This window comes from Aliiruegeria haliotis, assembly GCF_003003255.1.
Classification (GTDB): Bacteria; Pseudomonadota; Alphaproteobacteria; order Rhodobacterales; family Rhodobacteraceae; genus Tropicimonas; species Tropicimonas haliotis.
Genome location: NZ_PVTD01000012.1, coordinates 23197 through 41282 on the forward strand (window position 1 = coordinate 23197; position 18086 = coordinate 41282).

The 18086-nt window shown below is 62.1% G+C and carries 17 protein-coding genes; 4 read left to right on the forward strand and 13 right to left on the reverse strand.

Features of this window, described 5'->3' with window-relative positions; all coding sequences use genetic code 11:
* Positions 1-69 precede the first annotated feature (69 nt).
* Positions 70-477, reverse strand: a complete 408-nt coding sequence (locus CLV78_RS20240) for a hypothetical protein (RefSeq protein WP_106207466.1) — start codon at positions 475-477, stop codon at positions 70-72.
* Between the two features lie 78 nt (positions 478-555).
* Positions 556-1458, reverse strand: a complete 903-nt coding sequence (gene focA / locus CLV78_RS20245; protein ID WP_106207468.1) for a formate transporter FocA — start codon at positions 1456-1458, stop codon at positions 556-558.
* Positions 1459-1687: 229 nt separating this feature from the next.
* Between focA and CLV78_RS20250 the strand changes: the two genes are divergently transcribed.
* Entirely contained in the window at positions 1688-3133 is a 1446-nt protein-coding gene (locus tag CLV78_RS20250; protein ID WP_158263619.1) for an O-antigen ligase family protein, read from the forward strand.
* Between the two features lie 47 nt (positions 3134-3180).
* Here CLV78_RS20250 and CLV78_RS20255 read toward each other — a convergent pair whose 3' ends face one another.
* From CLV78_RS20255 to hslO, 9 genes are all read right to left on the reverse strand, one after another.
* A complete protein-coding gene (locus tag CLV78_RS20255; RefSeq protein ID WP_106207472.1) occupies positions 3181-3678 on the reverse strand; it encodes a L,D-transpeptidase family protein in 498 nt (165 codons plus the stop codon).
* A gap of 73 nt (positions 3679-3751) precedes the next feature.
* Positions 3752-4570, reverse strand: coding sequence for an ion transporter (locus tag CLV78_RS20260; RefSeq protein WP_106207474.1), 819 nt, complete (start codon positions 4568-4570; stop codon positions 3752-3754).
* On the reverse strand, positions 4459-5835 hold the full coding sequence (locus CLV78_RS20265; RefSeq protein WP_146136741.1) for a class I SAM-dependent RNA methyltransferase: 1377 nt from the start codon (positions 5833-5835) through the stop codon (positions 4459-4461). Before CLV78_RS20265 ends, CLV78_RS20260 begins: the two co-directional genes overlap by 112 nt.
* Before the next feature lie 100 nt (positions 5836-5935).
* A complete protein-coding gene (locus CLV78_RS20270) occupies positions 5936-7768 on the reverse strand; it encodes an ABC transporter ATP-binding protein (protein ID WP_106207476.1) in 1833 nt (610 codons plus the stop codon).
* A complete protein-coding gene (locus CLV78_RS20275; RefSeq protein WP_106207478.1) occupies positions 7765-9618 on the reverse strand; it encodes an ABC transporter ATP-binding protein in 1854 nt (617 codons plus the stop codon). Before CLV78_RS20275 ends, CLV78_RS20270 begins: the two co-directional genes overlap by 4 nt.
* Before the next feature lie 50 nt (positions 9619-9668).
* Complete coding sequence (locus CLV78_RS20280; protein WP_106207629.1) at positions 9669-10250, reverse strand: LysE family translocator; 582 nt, start codon at positions 10248-10250, stop codon at positions 9669-9671.
* An 8-nt stretch (positions 10251-10258) separates the two neighbouring features.
* Entirely contained in the window at positions 10259-11410 is a 1152-nt protein-coding gene (locus tag CLV78_RS20285) for a CCA tRNA nucleotidyltransferase (RefSeq protein ID WP_106207480.1), read from the reverse strand.
* Positions 11410-12012: a CoA pyrophosphatase gene (locus tag CLV78_RS20290; RefSeq protein WP_245925200.1), complete on the reverse strand. Its 603-nt coding sequence runs from the start codon at positions 12010-12012 to the stop codon at positions 11410-11412. The genes CLV78_RS20285 and CLV78_RS20290 overlap by 1 nt, the downstream gene beginning before the upstream one ends.
* Complete coding sequence (gene hslO, locus CLV78_RS20295) at positions 11999-12994, reverse strand: Hsp33 family molecular chaperone HslO (protein WP_106207482.1); 996 nt, start codon at positions 12992-12994, stop codon at positions 11999-12001. The genes CLV78_RS20290 and hslO overlap by 14 nt, the downstream gene beginning before the upstream one ends.
* Before the next feature lie 76 nt (positions 12995-13070).
* Between hslO and CLV78_RS20300 the strand changes: the two genes are divergently transcribed.
* Positions 13071-13508, forward strand: a complete 438-nt coding sequence (locus CLV78_RS20300) for an NUDIX domain-containing protein (protein ID WP_106207484.1) — start codon at positions 13071-13073, stop codon at positions 13506-13508.
* A 6-nt stretch (positions 13509-13514) separates the two neighbouring features.
* Here the strand turns inward: CLV78_RS20300 and CLV78_RS20305 are convergent, their stop codons facing one another.
* Positions 13515-14822 (reverse strand): PP2C family protein-serine/threonine phosphatase, encoded by a 1308-nt coding sequence (locus CLV78_RS20305; protein ID WP_425427973.1) that lies wholly within the window; start codon positions 14820-14822, stop codon positions 13515-13517.
* A 141-nt stretch (positions 14823-14963) separates the two neighbouring features.
* Here CLV78_RS20305 and CLV78_RS20310 point away from each other — a divergent pair, with 141 nt between their 5' ends.
* Positions 14964-15296 (forward strand): Hpt domain-containing protein, encoded by a 333-nt coding sequence (locus CLV78_RS20310; protein ID WP_106207485.1) that lies wholly within the window; start codon positions 14964-14966, stop codon positions 15294-15296.
* A gap of 9 nt (positions 15297-15305) precedes the next feature.
* Here CLV78_RS20310 and ilvA read toward each other — a convergent pair whose 3' ends face one another.
* Positions 15306-16550: a threonine ammonia-lyase IlvA gene (gene ilvA, locus CLV78_RS20315; RefSeq protein WP_106207635.1), complete on the reverse strand. Its 1245-nt coding sequence runs from the start codon at positions 16548-16550 to the stop codon at positions 15306-15308.
* Positions 16551-16782: 232 nt separating this feature from the next.
* Here ilvA and CLV78_RS20320 point away from each other — a divergent pair, with 232 nt between their 5' ends.
* Positions 16783-18006 (forward strand): argininosuccinate synthase, encoded by a 1224-nt coding sequence (locus tag CLV78_RS20320; RefSeq protein ID WP_106207487.1) that lies wholly within the window; start codon positions 16783-16785, stop codon positions 18004-18006.
* The last annotated feature ends 80 nt before the right edge of the window (positions 18007-18086 follow it).

Genomic DNA, 18086 nt, shown 5'->3' on the forward strand with positions numbered 1-18086 from the left:
CCAGACTGCCCCGCCTTTTCCAAGGCGGGGCCCTTTTTTTGGTGGCCGTGGCGATGTCCGTCGCAAGGCTCAGCCCGTCGCCTTGTCCTCTTCCAGCGCCTGCAAGCGCCGCTCCATGGCATCGAATTTCGCCTGAATGTCGTTGGCCGGTACGAACTCGCTCCCGATGTCCTTCATGGCCGCATGCAGCCGCGATTCCAGCGCAACGAGCCGGGCTTCGATCTCGTCCACGGCGAGATAGCTTTCGCCATCTACTTCGAAGCTGCGCAACTGGCGTTCGAGCAGCGAAAACCGAGAGTGAATTTCCTTCGCGGGCACATATTCCGCGGCCTTGTCATCGTCGATGAGCGCACGGAGCGCGGAGCGAAACCCGGGACCGCCGGTCCTGATCCGTCCGATCACGTCCCGCACAAGCTGCTCATGCTCGTATTCAATACGCAGGTTGATGGCCTTCGTGGCCGCCTTCTGGTGTGGCATGACGATTTGGGACTCCCGGAGCAAGGCTGAACGCATTGATTCAATAGCATTCGGATAGCAAAACGCAAGTATTTCCAATCAACCGCGCAGGCGTACTGCGGTCTGCTCCGGTTCCGGCTGGGTCTCCGTCGGGTGACCACCGGGGCGCAGGTAGATGAACCAGTAGAGCATCCCGACCAGCAAACCGCCGCCAATGATATTGCCGATCGTGACCGGTATCAGGTTGTTCAGGAGGAAGTTTGCCCAGGTAAGGTCGGCAAATTTGGCGGGGCTGGCGCCCGCTGCGGTCCAGAACTCCGGCCCAGCGGTCTGAACGGTGAAAATCGCCATCGGGATCTGGAACATGTTGGCGATACAGTGCTCGAACCCGGCGGCTACGAACATGGCGACCGGAAGAACGACGGCGAGCAGCTTGTCCGTCACCGAACGGGCGGAAAACGTCATCCAGACCGCGAGGCAGACCATGACATTGCACATAATGCCCAGCGCCACGGCCTGGGAGAACGTGTGGTGAAGCTTGTGCTGGGCGATAGTCAGGTAGTTCAGTCCCAACGCGCCCTGCCCGAACTCGTAGTGTTTGGCCATCTGCATGAGGAAGACCAGCCCCATCGCGCCGAGGAAGTTCCCCGCATACACGATTACCCAGTTGCGGGTCAGCTGTGGCCAGGAGATCTTCCCGCTTGCTTTCGCCACCACGGTCAGCACCGTGCTGGTAAACAGCTCTCCGCCGTTCACGACGACCAGCATCAACCCGAGGCTGAAAGCCAGCCCCCCGAGCATACGGTTAACTCCCCAGCCGATGTCGCCGTTTCCGGTGGTAACCACGGTGTAGAACACGAAGGCGATGCCGATGAAGGCTCCGGCCGTGATTGCGAGGATGAAGGAGGACAGCGGGGCCTTTGTGGCCTTGGCAACGCCGATATCCTCGGCCTTGCGGGCCATCTCCGCCGGCAACAGTGCAGTGAAGTGATCGTCTGACATTCCTGTACACCCGTGGTTCAAGGTTGCGCGGCTTCGGTGCACAACGGCTATACCATCTCGGGGCGATCATTTCGGGCATGTGGCCCCGCGAGTCGAGAAAAAACCCCACAAGGCCGCGTCCCGCGCTGCGAATGGCTGCCGGATCAGGGCCGGCAATTCCCGCATGACCGGTCCTGCGGAGCATGCTAGTCCAAGGGAAAGCCAGAGGCCGTCAGAGCAAATTCCAACCGTGTCCGCACCGACAGAAATCCAACCCGGCGGGCTGCCGCGCCGCCTGCCGCACATCGAGACCGACACCAGTCTCTCGATCGTGATTGTCCTGTTCCTGCTGTCGATCGTCGTACCGGTTCTCTTCAATATCGGACCGGTGGTCATGAGCGGGACACGTGCCGTGCTCCTGCTGGCGATGGTTCCGCTCACGATCAATTTGCTGATGGGGCGGTATGGGCGGATCCTGCCGACCGACGTTCTCTTCTTCCTGTTCTCGATCTGGATCTTCGTGGCGCTGTTGGTGAACAACCCCGATCAGGCGATCCAGTCCGGCGGGGGTACCATGGTAGATTACATGGGCGCCTACCTGCTCGGGCGATGCCTTGTCCGCACCGTGGAGCAATTCGAAGCTGTCGTGAAAGTCGTCGTGATCGGCACGGTCCTGACCTTGCCGCTCGCGATCTATCAAGGTGTGACGGACGACGCGCTCATCCCCGAACTGATCACCCGCACCACGGGCCTGCAAAGCTATGGCGACCGCGTCGCCGACCAACGCCTTGGGTTCTATCGCTCCTCTGTCGTCTTCAGCAAATCGATCCACTACGGCTTTTGCGCGGCAATCGTGTTTTCCTTGTGCTTTTCCGGGCTGAAGGGCGTGATCGGCACCTTCTGGCGCCTGCTGCTGTCTCTCGCCATTTGCGCCTGCGTGTTCTTCTCCCTGTCCAGTGCCGCACTCCTAATGCTCGTGACGCAGATCGGAGTGTTCACATGGTCGGCTCTGAACCGGAACTGGAAGTACAAATGGTACCTCCTCCTCGGGCTCGTCGTGCTCGCCTACGTGGCGGTCGATCTGGCCTCCAACCGGACACCGCTGCGAGTCTTCGTTCACTACGCGACCCTGAACAGCGAGACCGGCTACTACCGGATCTCGACCAACAACGCGGTCATGGAGAACATTTACGCCAACCCGGTGTTCGGGATCGGGCTGAACGACTGGGTTCGTCCGATCTGGATGTTCTCCGGAAGCGTTGACAACCTATGGCTACTGGTCGCCCTTCAATACGGGATCCCCGGCTTTGCGCTTTTCGTCTGCGGGTATGCGCTCGCCTATTTCGGTGTTCTTCGCCGCATTTCGACGGCGCCGGCGGCCATCAAACGTGCGGGCTTTGCCTGGTTGGTCGGGTTTGGAGCCGCGACGCTGGCCTTCTTCACCGCGCATATCTGGGCATCGGCGGCATCGTTCATCTTTTTCCTTTTCGGATCAGCCATGTTCATTGCCCAGATGCCATTGCCGAAGGCCCAGACACCCGCAACAACACGGTCTGGCAGCGCGCAACCGGAGCCAAGGGCCAACGCCCCGCAGCGACAGAGCCCGGCGGCTGTAGAAGAGATCGCGCAGACCGGCGACGGCGAATCCGAAGGTATCTGCTACACGCGTTTTCCGGTCACGCCGCGGGGGGAGTGACACGCGCGCGCCCGCGACGCAGGCACGACCGTCGCAGCCGGATCCAATCAGGCGTAGATGTGGATCGGCGTCCCGATCCGGACCATGGAGTAAATGTCCTCCATCTCCCTGTCCTTCACGGCGATACAGCCAGCGGTCCAGTCCTTGCCCTTCTTGCTGTCCTTGTTTCGCCACCCGTGGATGAAGATATCTCCGCCCGGATCGCGTCCTTGTGCCCGCGCAAAGGCGACATCGCGGGAGTTGGGGTACGAAATCCCCAACGACAGGTGGTAGGAACTGCGCGGATTTCGGCGGTCGATGTAATACGTGCCTTCCGGCGTCTTTCCGTCACCACGGAACTGCTTCGGGCCCTCCGCACGGAAACCAAGGTGGACATCGTACGCATCCAGCAGGTCCCTGTTGTTGAACAGGTACAACCGCCGACGTTGCTTGACGATCATCACACGTGTGACTTCGGGTCCTTCGTACTTCTTGAACTTGCTCGAACATGCCGACAGCGCGACCGCCGCGCCGCCAACAAGCAGCGTTCTTCTCGGAACGTTCATGCCTGCTGTGCCCCTTACTCGTTTTGCCAAGTCATACCTCAAATCGGAGTGAAAATGAAGCAGTCCCGGGTGCTCACATCTTCGTGTCCTTCGAGCCTGTCACCGGGTTTTCGGCCAGAATCCGCCGATCCATGTCTTGCAACCGGCGCTCGATCTTCTCCAAACGCGTCAGGACCTCGTCGCGGTAGGCATCGGTATTGGCGTTGTCCTCCTCGTGATGCGCGTCCTGCATCGAGTTCACGATCAGACCGACGAGCAGGTTCACCACGGCGAAGGTCGTCATCAGGATGAAGGGTACGAAGAACAACCAGGCCTGTGGGTGCTGCTCCATGACCGGACGGACAATCCCCATCGACCAGGATTCCAGCGTCATGATCTGGAACAGCGAATAGGCCGATCTCCCGAGACTGCCGAACCACTCCGGGAAATCCGGGCCGTAGAGTTTCGTCGTCATCACAGCGCCGATGTAGAAGCAAAGCCCCATCAGCAGGAACACCGATCCCATGCCCGGCAGCGCTGCGATGAACCCCTCCACCACCCGTCGCAGTCTTGGCAGCGCAGAGATCACCCTCAGGATCCGGAGAATCCGCAACGCTCGCAGGACAGACAACGTGTGGGCTGCCGGCATCAGGGCGATGCTGACGATCAGAAAGTCGAAGACGTTCCAGGGATCACGAAAGAACCGCAGCCCGTAGGCCACGAACTTCAACGCGATCTCGATCACGAAGACGCTCAGGCAGGCGAAATCAAGCGCAATGACCACGGGGCCGACGCGATCCATCACCGCCGGATAGGTCTCAAGGCCCAGCAGGATAGCGTTGAAGATGATGACGCCGATGACGAAGTTTCGCGTGCTCGGTCGCTCAAGCCAGGTTCTGAGAGTTTGTTGCACGATCTGCCCTTTGGTCTTGCTCTCACAGGGATATTGCCGCGTGTCAGGCAAGCTGCAAGCTCGACATGCGGCGACCAGCGAAACTGGTCTACGACATCGACCCAATCGAGCGTGAATCCGGCCTGCACCAGCCGCGCCGCATCCCGTGCGAAGGTCGCCGGATTGCAGGACACCGCCGCAACGCGTCGAACGTCGGACCGGGCGATCTCCTCGGTCTGAGCCTCCGCACCCGCGCGCGGCGGGTCGATCACGACGGCCTCGAAACGTTTCAGCTCATCCGGCAACAGCGGACGGCGGAACAGGTCGCGTGTTTCGACGGTGACTGCCTTCAATCCCTGCGCCTGACGCCATCCGGCCTCAAGCGCAGCCGTCAGGTCCTCCAGCCCTTCAACCGCGTGCACTTCCGCGCGCCGGGCAAGCGGCAGCGCAAAGGTCCCGCACCCCGCAAAGAGGTCGAGCACATGGCCCCCATCTCCAACGGCCTCCAGAACTGACCGGCGCAGGGCGCCCTCTCCTTCTGCCGTGGCTTGCAGGAACGCCCCGGGGGGCGGAACCACGGCGATGCCGTCGAAACGGACACGTGGCGGGATCCGTTGGGCGATGACCTCATCCTCCCACGTCAACCGCGCGAGACCTTCCGACTCCACGAGGCCGGCCATTTCCATGCGAAGTGCGGCGTCCAGCGGTTTGCCGCCACTCACATGGATGTCCGGCCCGTCCTCGGTCAGCGTCACCGTCAGCGATATCTCGCCCTTCCGGGAGGCTCCCGCGCGCGTCAACCTGTCGAGGGCAGGTCGGGTCGCAAGGATCTCCGGGTGAACAAGCTGGCATTCAGGCACATCGACAAGGGTGTCCGAGGCGCGGCCGTGAAACCCCACCAGAGCACCCTTCTTTGTCCTCCGCCCGGAAAAGGTTGCGCGACGGCGGGAGCGGGGTGGCGATGTATGAATGCCCCGGATGGGCGCCGTCAGCCCTTGCGCTTCGAGGGCCTGGCGCACGATCTCCCGCTTCCAGTCGGAAACGAAATCTTCGCGCGCATGTTGCACGAGGCATCCCCCGCACCCCTTGTAGTGGCGACACACCGGCGAGACGCGCAACTCCGATGGCCGCAGGATGCGCGGTGCCGCGAGGCGGCCATCGGTGATAACACCTTCGACGACCTCTCCGGGCAAGCCGCCGTTCACAAAGACCGGACCCTCCGCGATCCCGTCACCGCGGTGGCCGAGCCTGAGGATTTCGAGGGTCTGCGGGTCTGCGTCACTCATGGCCGTACCACCCGCTTAAGGGCACCCTTGCTGCTGCACCATCCCCGCATGTCGCGGATCCGAGCGGTATCCCGCAATGAGCCGCCCCGGACAAGCCCCGCTATTCCGCCGCCTCCGGGATATTCAGGAAGCCGCCCGATTGCAGGTTCCAATAGCGGGCATAGAGACCGCCGTGCGCCAGCAACTCGGCATGGGTCCCCTCCTCCGCGATCCGTCCCTGGTCCAGCACCACAATCCGGTCCATCCGGGAGATGGTCGAGAGCCGGTGCGCGATCGCCAGCACGGTCTTGCCCTCCATCACCCGCTCCAGCGCCACCTGGATCTGTGCCTCTACCTCGGAATCCAATGCGGAGGTCGCTTCATCCAGGACAAGGATCGGCGCATCCTTCAGGATGGCCCGCGCGAGCGCGATCCGTTGCCGTTGTCCCCCCGACAGACGCACGCCGCGTTCGCCAAGATGGGCATCATATCCGGTGCGCCCCTGAAAGTCCTTGAGGTCAAGGATGAACTCATGTGCTTCCGCCCGTCTGGCGGCCTCGATCATCTCTTTCTCGCTGGCATCCGGCCGGCCATAGAGCAGGTTGTCGCGGGCGGAGCGGTTGAACATCTCCGTCTCCTGGGAAACCATTCCGATCTGGCGACGCAGGCTCTCCTGTGTCACGTCGCGCAGATCCGCGTCATCGATCCTCACGGCACCGGACTCGGTGTCATGCAGGCGCAGAAGCAAGGCGACCAGGGTCGACTTGCCAGCACCCGACGCTCCCACGAGGCCCACCTTTTCGCCCGGTGCGAGCCGCAGCGTGATCCCGTCGATCCCACCGGAGCCACGCCCGTAAGTGAAGGACACCTCGTCAAACCGAACTTCGCCCCGCACCACGTCAAGCGTGTCGGCATCGGGGCCGTCGGTCAGGTCATGTGGCCGCGCAAGGGTTCGCGCACCGTCCTCCACTTCACCGATGTTGGCGTAGATCGTCATCAGGGTGAAACTGACCCAGCCTGTCATCTGGGCGATCCGAATGGAAATCGTCCCCGCCGCCGCAATGTCCCCCGCGCTCGCGATCCCGTTCGACCAGAGCAACAGCGTGCCGCCGATCAGCAGAACGGGCAGTATCCCGGCCAGCGTCATCAGCACCGTCCGAAAAACGGAGGAGAGCGTGCCGAACTCGATAAACCGCTCGCGGTAAGTCGCCATCGCATCCAGCGCAGCGCGATCCTCCCGGCCAGCATGGGCAAAGAGCTTTACCGTCTTGATATTGGTGATCGTGTCGACGATCTGCCCGGAGACCATTGTCCGTGCCCCGGCACGCGCCTTGGAACGCACCCGGACACGTGGCATGAAGAAACTGATGATCGCAACATAGCCCACGAGCCAGATCGACAACGCCATCGCCACCCGCCAGTCGATCGCCGTCAGCATCAGGGCCGCGCCAATCAACGAGGCAAGAGCGAAGAAGACGACGTTGATGACCTCCGCGACCACATCGGTGACGGCACGGGCGGTCTGCATTTGCTTCTGCGCGATGCGGCCGGCGAAGTCGTTGTCGAAGAAGGTCACGGATTGACCAAGCGTCCAGCGGTGCAGACGGGCCTGAACCAGCGGCATGACGTTGGGTTGAACTGCAATCGTGTTGGCCGCGGACGACAGACCGAAGGCGATCGGCCGCAAGACCACGAAGAAAACAAGCGCGCCAAGCAGCATCCAGCCATGGTCGGAGAAGAAAGTGTCCGGCCCGCTGTCGAGCGCGGAGTCGATGATACGGCCCAACAGCAGCGCGGAAACGACTTCCAGCAGCCCGACAAAAGCCGACAACATCCCCGCCGCAAGCAGGACCGGGAACGAGCCTTTCAACGCCCAGCGCATGAACGCCAGAAGACCAGACGGTGGCGCCCCTTCGGCCTGCGCGAAGGGATCGAGAAGCGCGGCGATCTTCATGCGTCCTCCGTGGTGCCGGCCTCCAGGCCGATGAATCCGCCCGATTGCCGCTCCCAGAACCGGGCATAGAGCCCGCCGCGTTTCAGGAGGTCTTCGTGGGTCCCCTGTTCAACGATATGCCCCTCGTCGAGGACAAGAATGCGATCCATTCGGGCGATGGTGGACAGCCGGTGCGCAATGGCGATCACCGTCTTGCCCTCCATCACGCCGTAGAGCGTATCCTGGATCGCGGCCTCGATCTCGGAATCGAGCGCCGAAGTCGCCTCGTCCAGCACAAGTATCGGCGCGTCCTTCAGGATCACACGTGCCAGCGCAATCCTCTGCCGCTGGCCACCCGACAGCTTCACCCCGCGTTCACCGACCTTGGCGGCATAGCCCGTGTTACCCTCCTGGTCCGTCAGTTCCGCGATAAATTCGCTCGCCGCGGCGCGATCGGCGGCGGCCATCATCTCCACCCGGGTCGCCTCGGGACGACCGTAGAGGATGTTCTCCTCGATGGAGCGGTGCAGCAGCGCATTGTCCTGCTGCACCATGCCGATTTGCAGGCGAAGGCTGTCCTGCGTGACCCGTGTCACGTCCTGCCCGTCGATCAGGATGCGCCCCGCCTCCGGGTCGTAGAACCGTAGCAGGAGCTTCACCAGGGTGGACTTGCCAGCACCCGAACGCCCGATCAGCCCGACCTTTTCCCCCGGCCGGATGGTCAGGGACAGGCTGTCGAGCCCACCGGCGCCGCGGCCATAGTGATGGCTGACCCCTTCAAACTCGACCTGCCCGGCGCGAAGCTCAAGATCGGGAGCGTCGGGTGCATCCACGAGCGTGATCGGCTGGGCGATGGTTTCCATCCCCTCCGCCACGATCCCGAGGTTGCGAAAGAAGGACGACACCGCCCACATGATCCAGCCGGTCATGGCGTTGAGCCGCAACGAAAGCGCCGTCGCCGCCGCCACGACACCGACCGTGGCCGTACCCTGTACCCAGAGCGCGACGCACATTCCCACCACGCCGACGATCAACACGCCATTCAGAAGCGTCAGCGCGATATCCATAACGCTGTAGATCCGCATCTCCTTCTGGAATGTGCTGCGGGTCCGGTCGATGGCCTCCTTGGCATAGGCGACCTCCCGGTCATGGTGGGCGAACATCTTGACCGAATGGATGTTCGTGTAGCTGTCGACGACCCGCCCGGTCACGGCACTGCGGGCGTCCGACGCGGCCTTCGACGCCGGTCCGATACGTGTGATGGTCCAGCGCAGGAGCGCGAGATAGAGCGCGAACCAGATCACGAGGGGAACCGCCAGACGCGGATCCGCCTGTGCCAGCAGAACAGCCGCGCCTATCAGGTAGGCCAGCGCGAAACTCAGCGCGTCGAAGACCTGAAACATGGATTCGCCTGCCGCCGGGGGCGTCTGCATGATCCGGTTCGCGATTCGACCGGCAAAATCGTTCTCGAACCATCCCACCGACTGGCGCAGGACCTGCCGATGCGAGCGCCAGCGGATCAAGGTGCCGAAGTTCGGCAGCAGGGCGTTGTTGAGCACCAGCACATCCAGTGCCTGCAGGGCCGGTCGCAACAACAGGATGAACAAAGCGATCCCGATGAGCTCCGCACCGTAGCGGTCCCAGACCTCTGCTGGCGCACCTTCGGACAGGATGTCGACGACACGGCCCATATAGTGAATGAGCCCGATTTCGACCGCCGCCACGATGACAGACAACGTGCCGGCAACCAGGAACAGCCGCTTGAACGGCTGCGAATAGGCCCACAGAAAGGGCCACAGCCGCTGTGGCGGCGTGTCGGTCTCCTCATACGGCGTATAAGGGTCGATCAGGTTTTCGAAGTATCGGAACACGGGCGAGCAATCTCACAGACCTGCAATGGTCCAGATGTAACTCGCCCGTGTTACAGGAAAACCATCGCGGCGGAAAGCGCCAGCGCCGCTGCCATTGTGCCGTTGAACAGGGTCCAGGCGCGCGGCGTGGTCAGAAGGAACGTCAGGAGCGACCCGGCGAAGGACCAGAAGAGGCAGACGAACAGGTTGATTCCCGAGAACGCCGAGGCCATGCGGAGCGCCTCTCCGGTCGGTGACAACCCGGCCGAAAACCCGGCGGAGGCGGCGACGGCGATTGCCCAGACCTTGGGATTAACCCATTGAAACAAAACTGCCTCGTGAAATCGAAACGGCCGGTCCGCTTCCGACAGGACCTGCGCGCGGGCAGCGTGAAGCAGCTTCCACGCCATCCACAGAATCCATCCCGCCGCGGCGACCTTGAGAAGCAGCGTCAGCCAGGGCTGCGCGAGGAGCAGTGCACCAAGCCCGAAAGCCGTGAGCCCGCTGGTGATCCCGACGCCAAAAGCCACGCCAAGCACATGGGGCAATGTGCGCAGAAACCCGAACCGCGCCCCCGAACTCGTCAGCAGGATCACGTTCGGACCTGGCGAAAAGAGCCCGGCAAACACGAAGGCGTACAGTGGATCCAGCACAAACCCGGTCAAGACAGCAACTGTGCCCGCGACAACTGGAATCCCGAAGCGATCCAGCGGTTTTCGAGTGTTTTCAAGGTGCGGCCAATCTCCGCCCCGGTCACCTCGGGCATCAGGTCGCGGGCACTGACCGGAAAGCGTGCCTCGGACCCGGCCTCGACCGCTTGCAGATCAGCCGGGGACACGGTGACACCCATCAAAGCATCACGCAGGATCAAGGACGCCCGCCCATCGTCACGGCCCAGCCGATATCCGGTTTCGCCCGGCCCCATTTCGGATCGCGCGGCGCTACCGATGTCCTGCAACCTGCGGGAATCGCGCCGACTGAGGCGCAGCCGCGTGGAGACATCCTGCGCCCCCAGCGCGGCAAGACGCAACATGGCGTCCGGTTCCAGGCCCAGGTGCTCCTCGTGGTGAACCACGATCGGCAAGGCAGTGACATCCGATCCCGTCAGTATCGCATTCAACACCCCGGTTGTGGCCATGACGGACACGGACCGCGACGGGTCAGGCGCCGCCAGGAGCTTTCGGATCTCCGCCCCGATCCGTTCCGCGGAAATCTGCGCCAGCCCGGTCGAGTTTCGTCCACAGGCGTCCAATGCATCTGCATCGAAGCCGAGGTCGGGATCCCCGTACCATGCCGAAAACCGAAAAAAGCGCAGGATTCGCAAGTAGTCCTCCCGCACGCGTTCGTCGGCATCCCCCACAAATCGCACCCTGCGCGCCCGAATGTCGGGCAATCCATCAAGCGGATCGATCACCGTTCCCCGGCGGTCACAATAGACCGCGTTCATGGTGAAATCACGCCTGCGCGCGTCGGCCGCAACGTCCCGGGCAAACTCGACGACAGCCCTGCGACCGTCCGTTTCCACGTCCTTCCTGAACGTCGTGATCTCGAAGGGTTCGCCATCCGCGACAACAGTCAACGTGCCATGATCGATACCCGTCGGCACGACCTTCAGGCCTGCGGCCTCCATGATCTCCGCCACCTGTTCGGGGCGGGCATCGGTCGAAAGGTCGTGATCCGAAACCGGCTCGCCCAGAAGCGAGTTCCGCACGCAACCCCCGACAAAGAGGGCTTGAAATCCACCCTCCTCCAGCAACGTGCAAACGCGTTGCACGGCCGGAACAGCGAGCCATGGCGCACGGAGGTGGAACATCAGCCCATCCTGTCGGCCAGGCCACGCAGAATGCGCGCGGTGGCCCCCCAGATGTAGTAGGGACCGTGCGGCACTGTGTAGAACCGGCGCCATTCACCGCGCCAGCGTCGCCGTTCAATCGAGAAACGGGCCGGATCGGTCACCAGATCCAGCGGGACGGTGAAGACCTCTGCCACTTCACCGGGCTCCGGCACAGGTTCGAAAGGGCCGCGCAGCATCCCGACAATGGGCGTCACATTGAAGCCGGTCACTGTTTCGTGGCTGGGCATGCATCCGACGATCTCCACATTCGAGTCGGGCAATGCGATCTCTTCACGGGCCTCCCGCAGGGCAGTCGCAGCGAGGTCCGTATCGCCCTCATCCTTCTTGCCGCCCGGAAAGGCGACCTGCCCGGGATGGTGCTTCAACCTGGACGAACGCTTCGTAAGATAGACCCGGACGCCCCGCGGTTCGATCGATACGGCAACAAGCACCGCCGCATCGCGCAGTTTCCGGTTCGGCGGCAATACGGTGCCCGGATTCAGATCGAAATCCGACGACGGCGCCCCCTTTCCGGCGAGCGCCGCAGCCAAGCGCGTTTTTAGGTCCTCACGTGCTGTCACCCGGCGCCTCCCCGGCCTCGAAGCCGAGTGTTTTCGGGTCCAGCGTGTAGTGCGCCCCGCAGAACTGGCAATCTGCGGTCACTGTTCCTTCCGGTGTCGTCATGTGACCGATATCCCTTGCCGAGTAGATCGACAGCGATTGGCGCACCTTTGCTTCCGAACAGGTGCACCCGAACTCCACCCTCAACGGGTCGAAGACGCGTGGCTCGTCCTCGTGGAACAGACGCACAAGCAGTTCCGTCGGCTGCACACGGGGACCGACCAACTCCAGCTCCTCGACGGTCTCGAGAAGGACGTTGGCGCGCTCCCAGTTCTCGCTTTCCTCACCCTCAAGAATATCCTCGGCGCTGAGCAGACGCTCCTCGCCGCTCTCAGTCTCCGTCGAAACCGATGGCGAGGCCTTGGGCATCGTCTGCAACATCACGCCACCAGCACGCCAACCGCTTCCATGCTCGTCCGTGGAGTGGCCGAAGCTGAGTTCGAACCGGGTCGGCAATTGCTCGGATTGGGCAAAGTAGGTCTGCGCACAGGCGGTCAGGCTGCCGCCGGCAATCGGGGTGATCCCCTGATAGGGCGTCGTGCCCTTGCCCTGGTCGATGAGGATCGCGAAATACCCGTTCCCGACAAGGTCGAAAGGCTTGCCATCCAGCGGGCGTTCCTTGTCGAAGCTGGCATAAGCACGGATCCGTGCCGGCCCGCCCTCTTCCGTTGGCGCGTGGTAGTCGGTGGCGATCAGCCGGGCGGGGCCGTCGCCGCGCACCTGCAGCGACAGCTTCCAACGCAGCTTCACCGTTTGCCCGATCAGAGCCGTCAGCAACGCCATCTCTGCAACGAGGGCTTCGATCGCGGGTGGGTAGTCGTGCTGTGACAGCACCTGGTCCAGCACGCCGTCAAGCCGGGCGATCCGGCCGCGGATATCGGAACGGTCAAGCTGGAAGGGCAGGACGGTGTCGTCCCACGCGATTTTGGATCCAAGAGTCATGGGGTTTCCTTGAGCGCCTGTGGCTGGCATATCGCAGCCATGTAGGTACGGCAATCCACCATGGGAAGGGGCAAGTATGATCCGCAGGGTGGGAGAGCCTGTGAAATCGGGGAAGCGGTACCGCTTGCGACCCGGGGTCTATGGCATTCTGGAGCGCGACGGCCTGGTGTTGCTGACCCATCAGGCGGAACCGATTCCCGAGTTGCAATTGCCCGGTGGCGGCGTCGATCCGGGCGAACAGCCGGTCGCCGCGCTTCACCGGGAGGTCTACGAGGAAACCGGCTGGACGATGCGCTGTCGCAAGCGGCTCGGCGCATTCAGACGTTTCACCTACATGCCTGACTACGACATCTGGGCCGAGAAGCTCTGCGCGGTCTACCTATGCCGCCCGGGACGTCGCATTGGCGCCGTACCGGAGCCGCACCACATGCCTGTCTGGCTGCCAGTGCGTGATGCCGCGGAGACATTGGGCAATGCCGGTGACAGGTTGTTCCTGCGGCGCCTGCTCGCCTGATCCGTGTTAGTCAAGATTTCGCTTTTCGCCCCCGAACTCGAACAGAACGGCGGAAATATCGTCGGACAGTTCCGTGTCGCCGGTGAATCTGGACAGGTCCCAGGTCAAAGCGTCAAGGAAGTCGTGCGATCCAAGGGATGCATTGCGCTGCATGATGTCGCGAAGCCCTTCCAGTTCCAGCATCTCACCGCTCGCGTCTTCGCACTCTGTCACGCCATCGGAGACAATGAACAGGCGGTCTCCCTCCTGTAGCGTGGCCGTGACAGTCTCGAATTGCGCATCGGGCAACAAGCCTACTGGCATACCGCCTTCGCCGATAAATTCCACCTCGCCATTGGCGCGCTGCACTGCGGGATAGGGGTGCCCTGCCTGGACCATTGAAATCTCTCCCGAGACGAGATCGACATCGGCAAAGAGAAGCGTGAAATAGGTCTCGGTATCCATCTCCGTCAGGATCAGGCTGTTGAGTTCGGCGGCAACCTTGTGCGGCGGATGGGCATCGTAGATCCCGTATTCACCCTCATAGAGGGCCACGTTCTGATCCGGCGACGTTCCCGACAGGAACCCGGCAAGTCGGGCTGTCATCAGGGCCGAGGCCACCCCATGCCCAGAGACATCGATCGCAAAGAGCGCCACCCGCCGCGCGTTGATCGGAAAGAACCCCACCAAGTCGCCACCGACATGCCCGCTTGGCCGCAACAGAAGGGAAACATGGGATTCCCCGAAGCTGCGGTATCTCTCCTTAACCAGGGATTGTTGCAACTTGCGGGCTTCGACCAGGTCACTTTCCAGCGAATTGTAGAGTGTTTGCAGCTCCTGAAGGGTCGACGTCAACAACCGGTTCTTGCTGACAAGTTCGCCCTCCATCTGAAGGACACGTTCGCCCGCATTCAGGCGTGCGCGGAGCTCGTCGCCACTGACGGGTTTCGTAAGAAAATCATCCGCGCCCGCATCAAGACCATGCGCGACCTCGACTGCTTCGGACTTGGACGTCAAGAGAATGAAATAACCGTAGGAGTCCCGATCCATCCCCCTGAAGGCCTGGCAGAATTCGGGTCCATCCATACCGGGCATCATCCAGTCGCTGATCACGAAATCCGGTTCGACACTGGCGCAGAGTTCCAGCGCCTCGGGACCGGAACCTGCCTCCAGGACGTCGTACCCCCATCGCCGGAGCGACGTGCACAGGATTCGGCGTTGCAATCGACTGTCGTCGACAATCAGAACCCTGCGTTGGGTCGGGTCGTTCCGCCGTTGCTGCTGATGCTGGTCCCTGTCGGCCGATGTACCCAATTCGCCCTCGGCGCTGTTCAAACAATTCGGGGACCAGCCTTCGCACAGCTCGATTAACGCCGAATGAACTCACACATGTTCGGTGCGGCTAAGTGGATGTTAAGGTTCGCCGCATAGCTATCGGTTGCGGGCCACGACTGCGGAGCCAATGAGGACCAACACATGATCGATTGGAAACGTGTCTGCGAGTTGCGTGAGGAGATCGGGCCGGACGAGTTCGACGAGGTGGTCGACCTCTTCATTGAGGAAGTCGAGATGGTCATGAACCGTTTGCGCACAGATCCAAGACCAGGACTCTACGTTGAGGATCTTCACTTCCTGAAGGGTTGCGCAATGAACATTGGCTTCAAGCTCCTGGCGCGAAACTGCCTGACCGGCGAGGGTATTGCTGCCGGGGGCAATCCGGAACGGGTCGACATTGCCGGAATCATCGAATGCTACGAGACCTCCAAGCAAGCGTTCCTGGAAGGAGTCGAAGGCGGTCTGGCTGCATGAGGGCGGAACCTAGATCACGAACTCGGCCATGGTCTCGTTGGTGGTGATGTCATTGTATACAAAGCCTTGCGCATCCAGACGGGCAAACAAGGCCGCGAAGTTTGCGGCATGGGTGGTCTCGATCCCCAGAAGCACAGATCCGAAGTTGCGGGCCGACTTCTTCATGTATTCGAAGCGGGCGATATCGTCCTCTGGTCCGAGTAGATCCAGGAAGTCGCGCAATGCGCCAGGGCGCTGTGGGAGGCGCAGAATGATGTATTTCTTGACCCCCGAATAGCGTTGCGCCCGCTCTTTCACCTCTGGAAGACGTTCAAAGTCGAAATTCCCGCCAGAGGTCACACATACGATCCGGCGTCCCCGGATCTGGTTGGCGAGGTCTGACAGAGCATCCACGGACAGTGCTCCGGCGGGTTCCAGAACGATCCCCTCGACGTTCAGCAACTCGAGAATTGTCGTGCAGATGCGATCTTCGGGCGCCTTGAGCACATCGGCCGGCGCGACGTGGGAGAGGGCCTCGAACGGCAGATTTCCAATGCGGGCAACAGCAGCCCCGTCGACGAAACTGTTGACCTCGGCAAGGGTTTCCGGCGCGCCGGCAGCGACGGCGGCCGCCAGGCTCGCCCCACCTTCCGGCTCGACATATCGAAGTCCGACCATCGGCGCCGTCTGGGAAAGATAGCGTGTCACCCCACCCGACAGCCCACCGCCACCGACCGGCAGGATGACCATGTCCGGTGGGTCGATTTCATCAAGTATCTCGACCATGACCGATGCCTGACCTTCGATGACGTCCGCGTCATCGAAAGGCGAAAGGAAATGACCTCCCTCGGCCGTGCACCACGCCTTCGCCTCTGCCAGCGTATCGTCGAAATAGTCTCCGGTCAGGCGGATCTCGATCGCATCTCCGCCAAAGGTACGCGTCTTCTGGATTTTCTGCTGGGGCGTGGTGACCGGCATGAACACAACACCGCGAACTCCAAAGTGGCGACACACATAGGCAACGCCCTGCGCGTGATTGCCTGCGCTTGCACATACAAACAGACCCTGTTCCGGATCGTCGGCCAGCACCTTCCGCATTGCGTTGAAGGCGCCTCGCAGCTTGTAGGACCGCACAGGCGCCAGATCCTCGCGTTTCAGGTAGATCTCGGCGTCGAACCGTTCGGACAGGAAGTCATTTCGCTGCAACGGTGTCGGCGGAAACAGCTTCCGCATCTCGACGGTGGCGGCACGGGCCTTTCGGGAGAAATCGGTCATGACTTCATCTGACCCAGCTTTGCCCGACACGCAATACCACGGCAGGGGTTGCGCCTCCGATACCGTCGTCACCTTTTCCTGCAAGTACAGCGCCCTTCCGGTTGGCTTCGGGCGCCGATCCGTTTCGGCACTATCCTCCCCAACATGCGGCCATTCGCGGTTTTGCGCGTCCTTGCCCTGCCCCCCAAAAGGCGATATCGCGCCGGAAACCAACGAGACAAGGGGAACCAGCATGACGTCGCCCAAGAAAGTGGTGCTTGCCTATTCGGGCGGCCTCGATACGTCGATCATCCTGAAGTGGTTGCAGGTGGAATATGGCTGCGAGGTCGTGACATTCACCGCCGATCTCGGGCAGGGCGAGGAACTGGAGCCCGCCCGCAAGAAGGCCGAGATGCTCGGCATCAATCCCGACAACATCTTTATCGAGGATCTGCGCGAAGAATTCGTGCGCGATTTCGTGTTCCCGATGTTCCGCGCCAATGCGCAGTACGAGGGTCTGTACCTGCTGGGCACGGCGATTGCACGTCCGCTGATCTCCAAGCGACTGGTCGAGATTGCCGCCGAAACCGGCGCCGATGCGGTTTCTCACGGGGCCACGGGCAAGGGCAACGACCAGGTCCGTTTCGAGCTTTCAGCTTATGCGCTCAATCCCGAGATCACCACGATCGCGCCCTGGCGTGAGTGGGACCTGGGATCCCGGACGCGCCTTCTGGAGTTTGCCGAACAGCACCAGATCCCGATCGCCAAGGACAAGCGCGGCGAGGCTCCCTTCTCCGTAGACGCGAACCTTCTGCACACCTCCTCCGAAGGCAAGATCCTGGAAGACCCGGCCCAGGAAGCGCCCGATTATGTCTACCAGCGGACGGTTCATCCCGAAGATGCGCCCAACGAACCCGAATACGTCGAGATCGATTTTGAACAGGGTGATGCGGTTGGCCTCAACGGCGAGCGCATGAGCCCGGCCACGATCCTGACCAAGCTGAATGACTATGGCCGCAAGCACGGTATCGGCCGTCTGGACCTGGTCGAGGGTCGTTTCGTCGGCATGAAGTCCCGTGGCATCTACGAAACCCCGGGCGGCACGATTCTGCTCGACGCGCATCGCGCCATCGAGTCGATCACCATGGACCGTATGGCCATCCACCTTAAGGATGAGATCATGCCGAAATACGCGGAACTCATCTACAACGGCTTCTGGTTCAGCCCGGAACGGGAGATGCTTCAGGCGCTGATCGACAAGAGCCAGGAACACGTGACCGGCACCGTTCGCATGAAGCTCTACAAGGGTCTGGCGCGTTGCGTCGCCCGCTGGTCCGACCATTCCCTCTATTCGGAGGAACAGGTGACCTTCGAAGAGGACATGGGCGCCTATGACCAGTCGGACGCGCAGGGCTTCATCCAGCTCCAGGGTTTGCGCCTGCGCCTGCTGGCCAACCGGAACCGAAAGTTCCAATAAGTCCATCCGGTTGACCCGACGCGGGGCCGCCCTCTAGGGGGCGGTCCTTTTCGTTTCGCGGCAACGCAGCGTTATCCTTG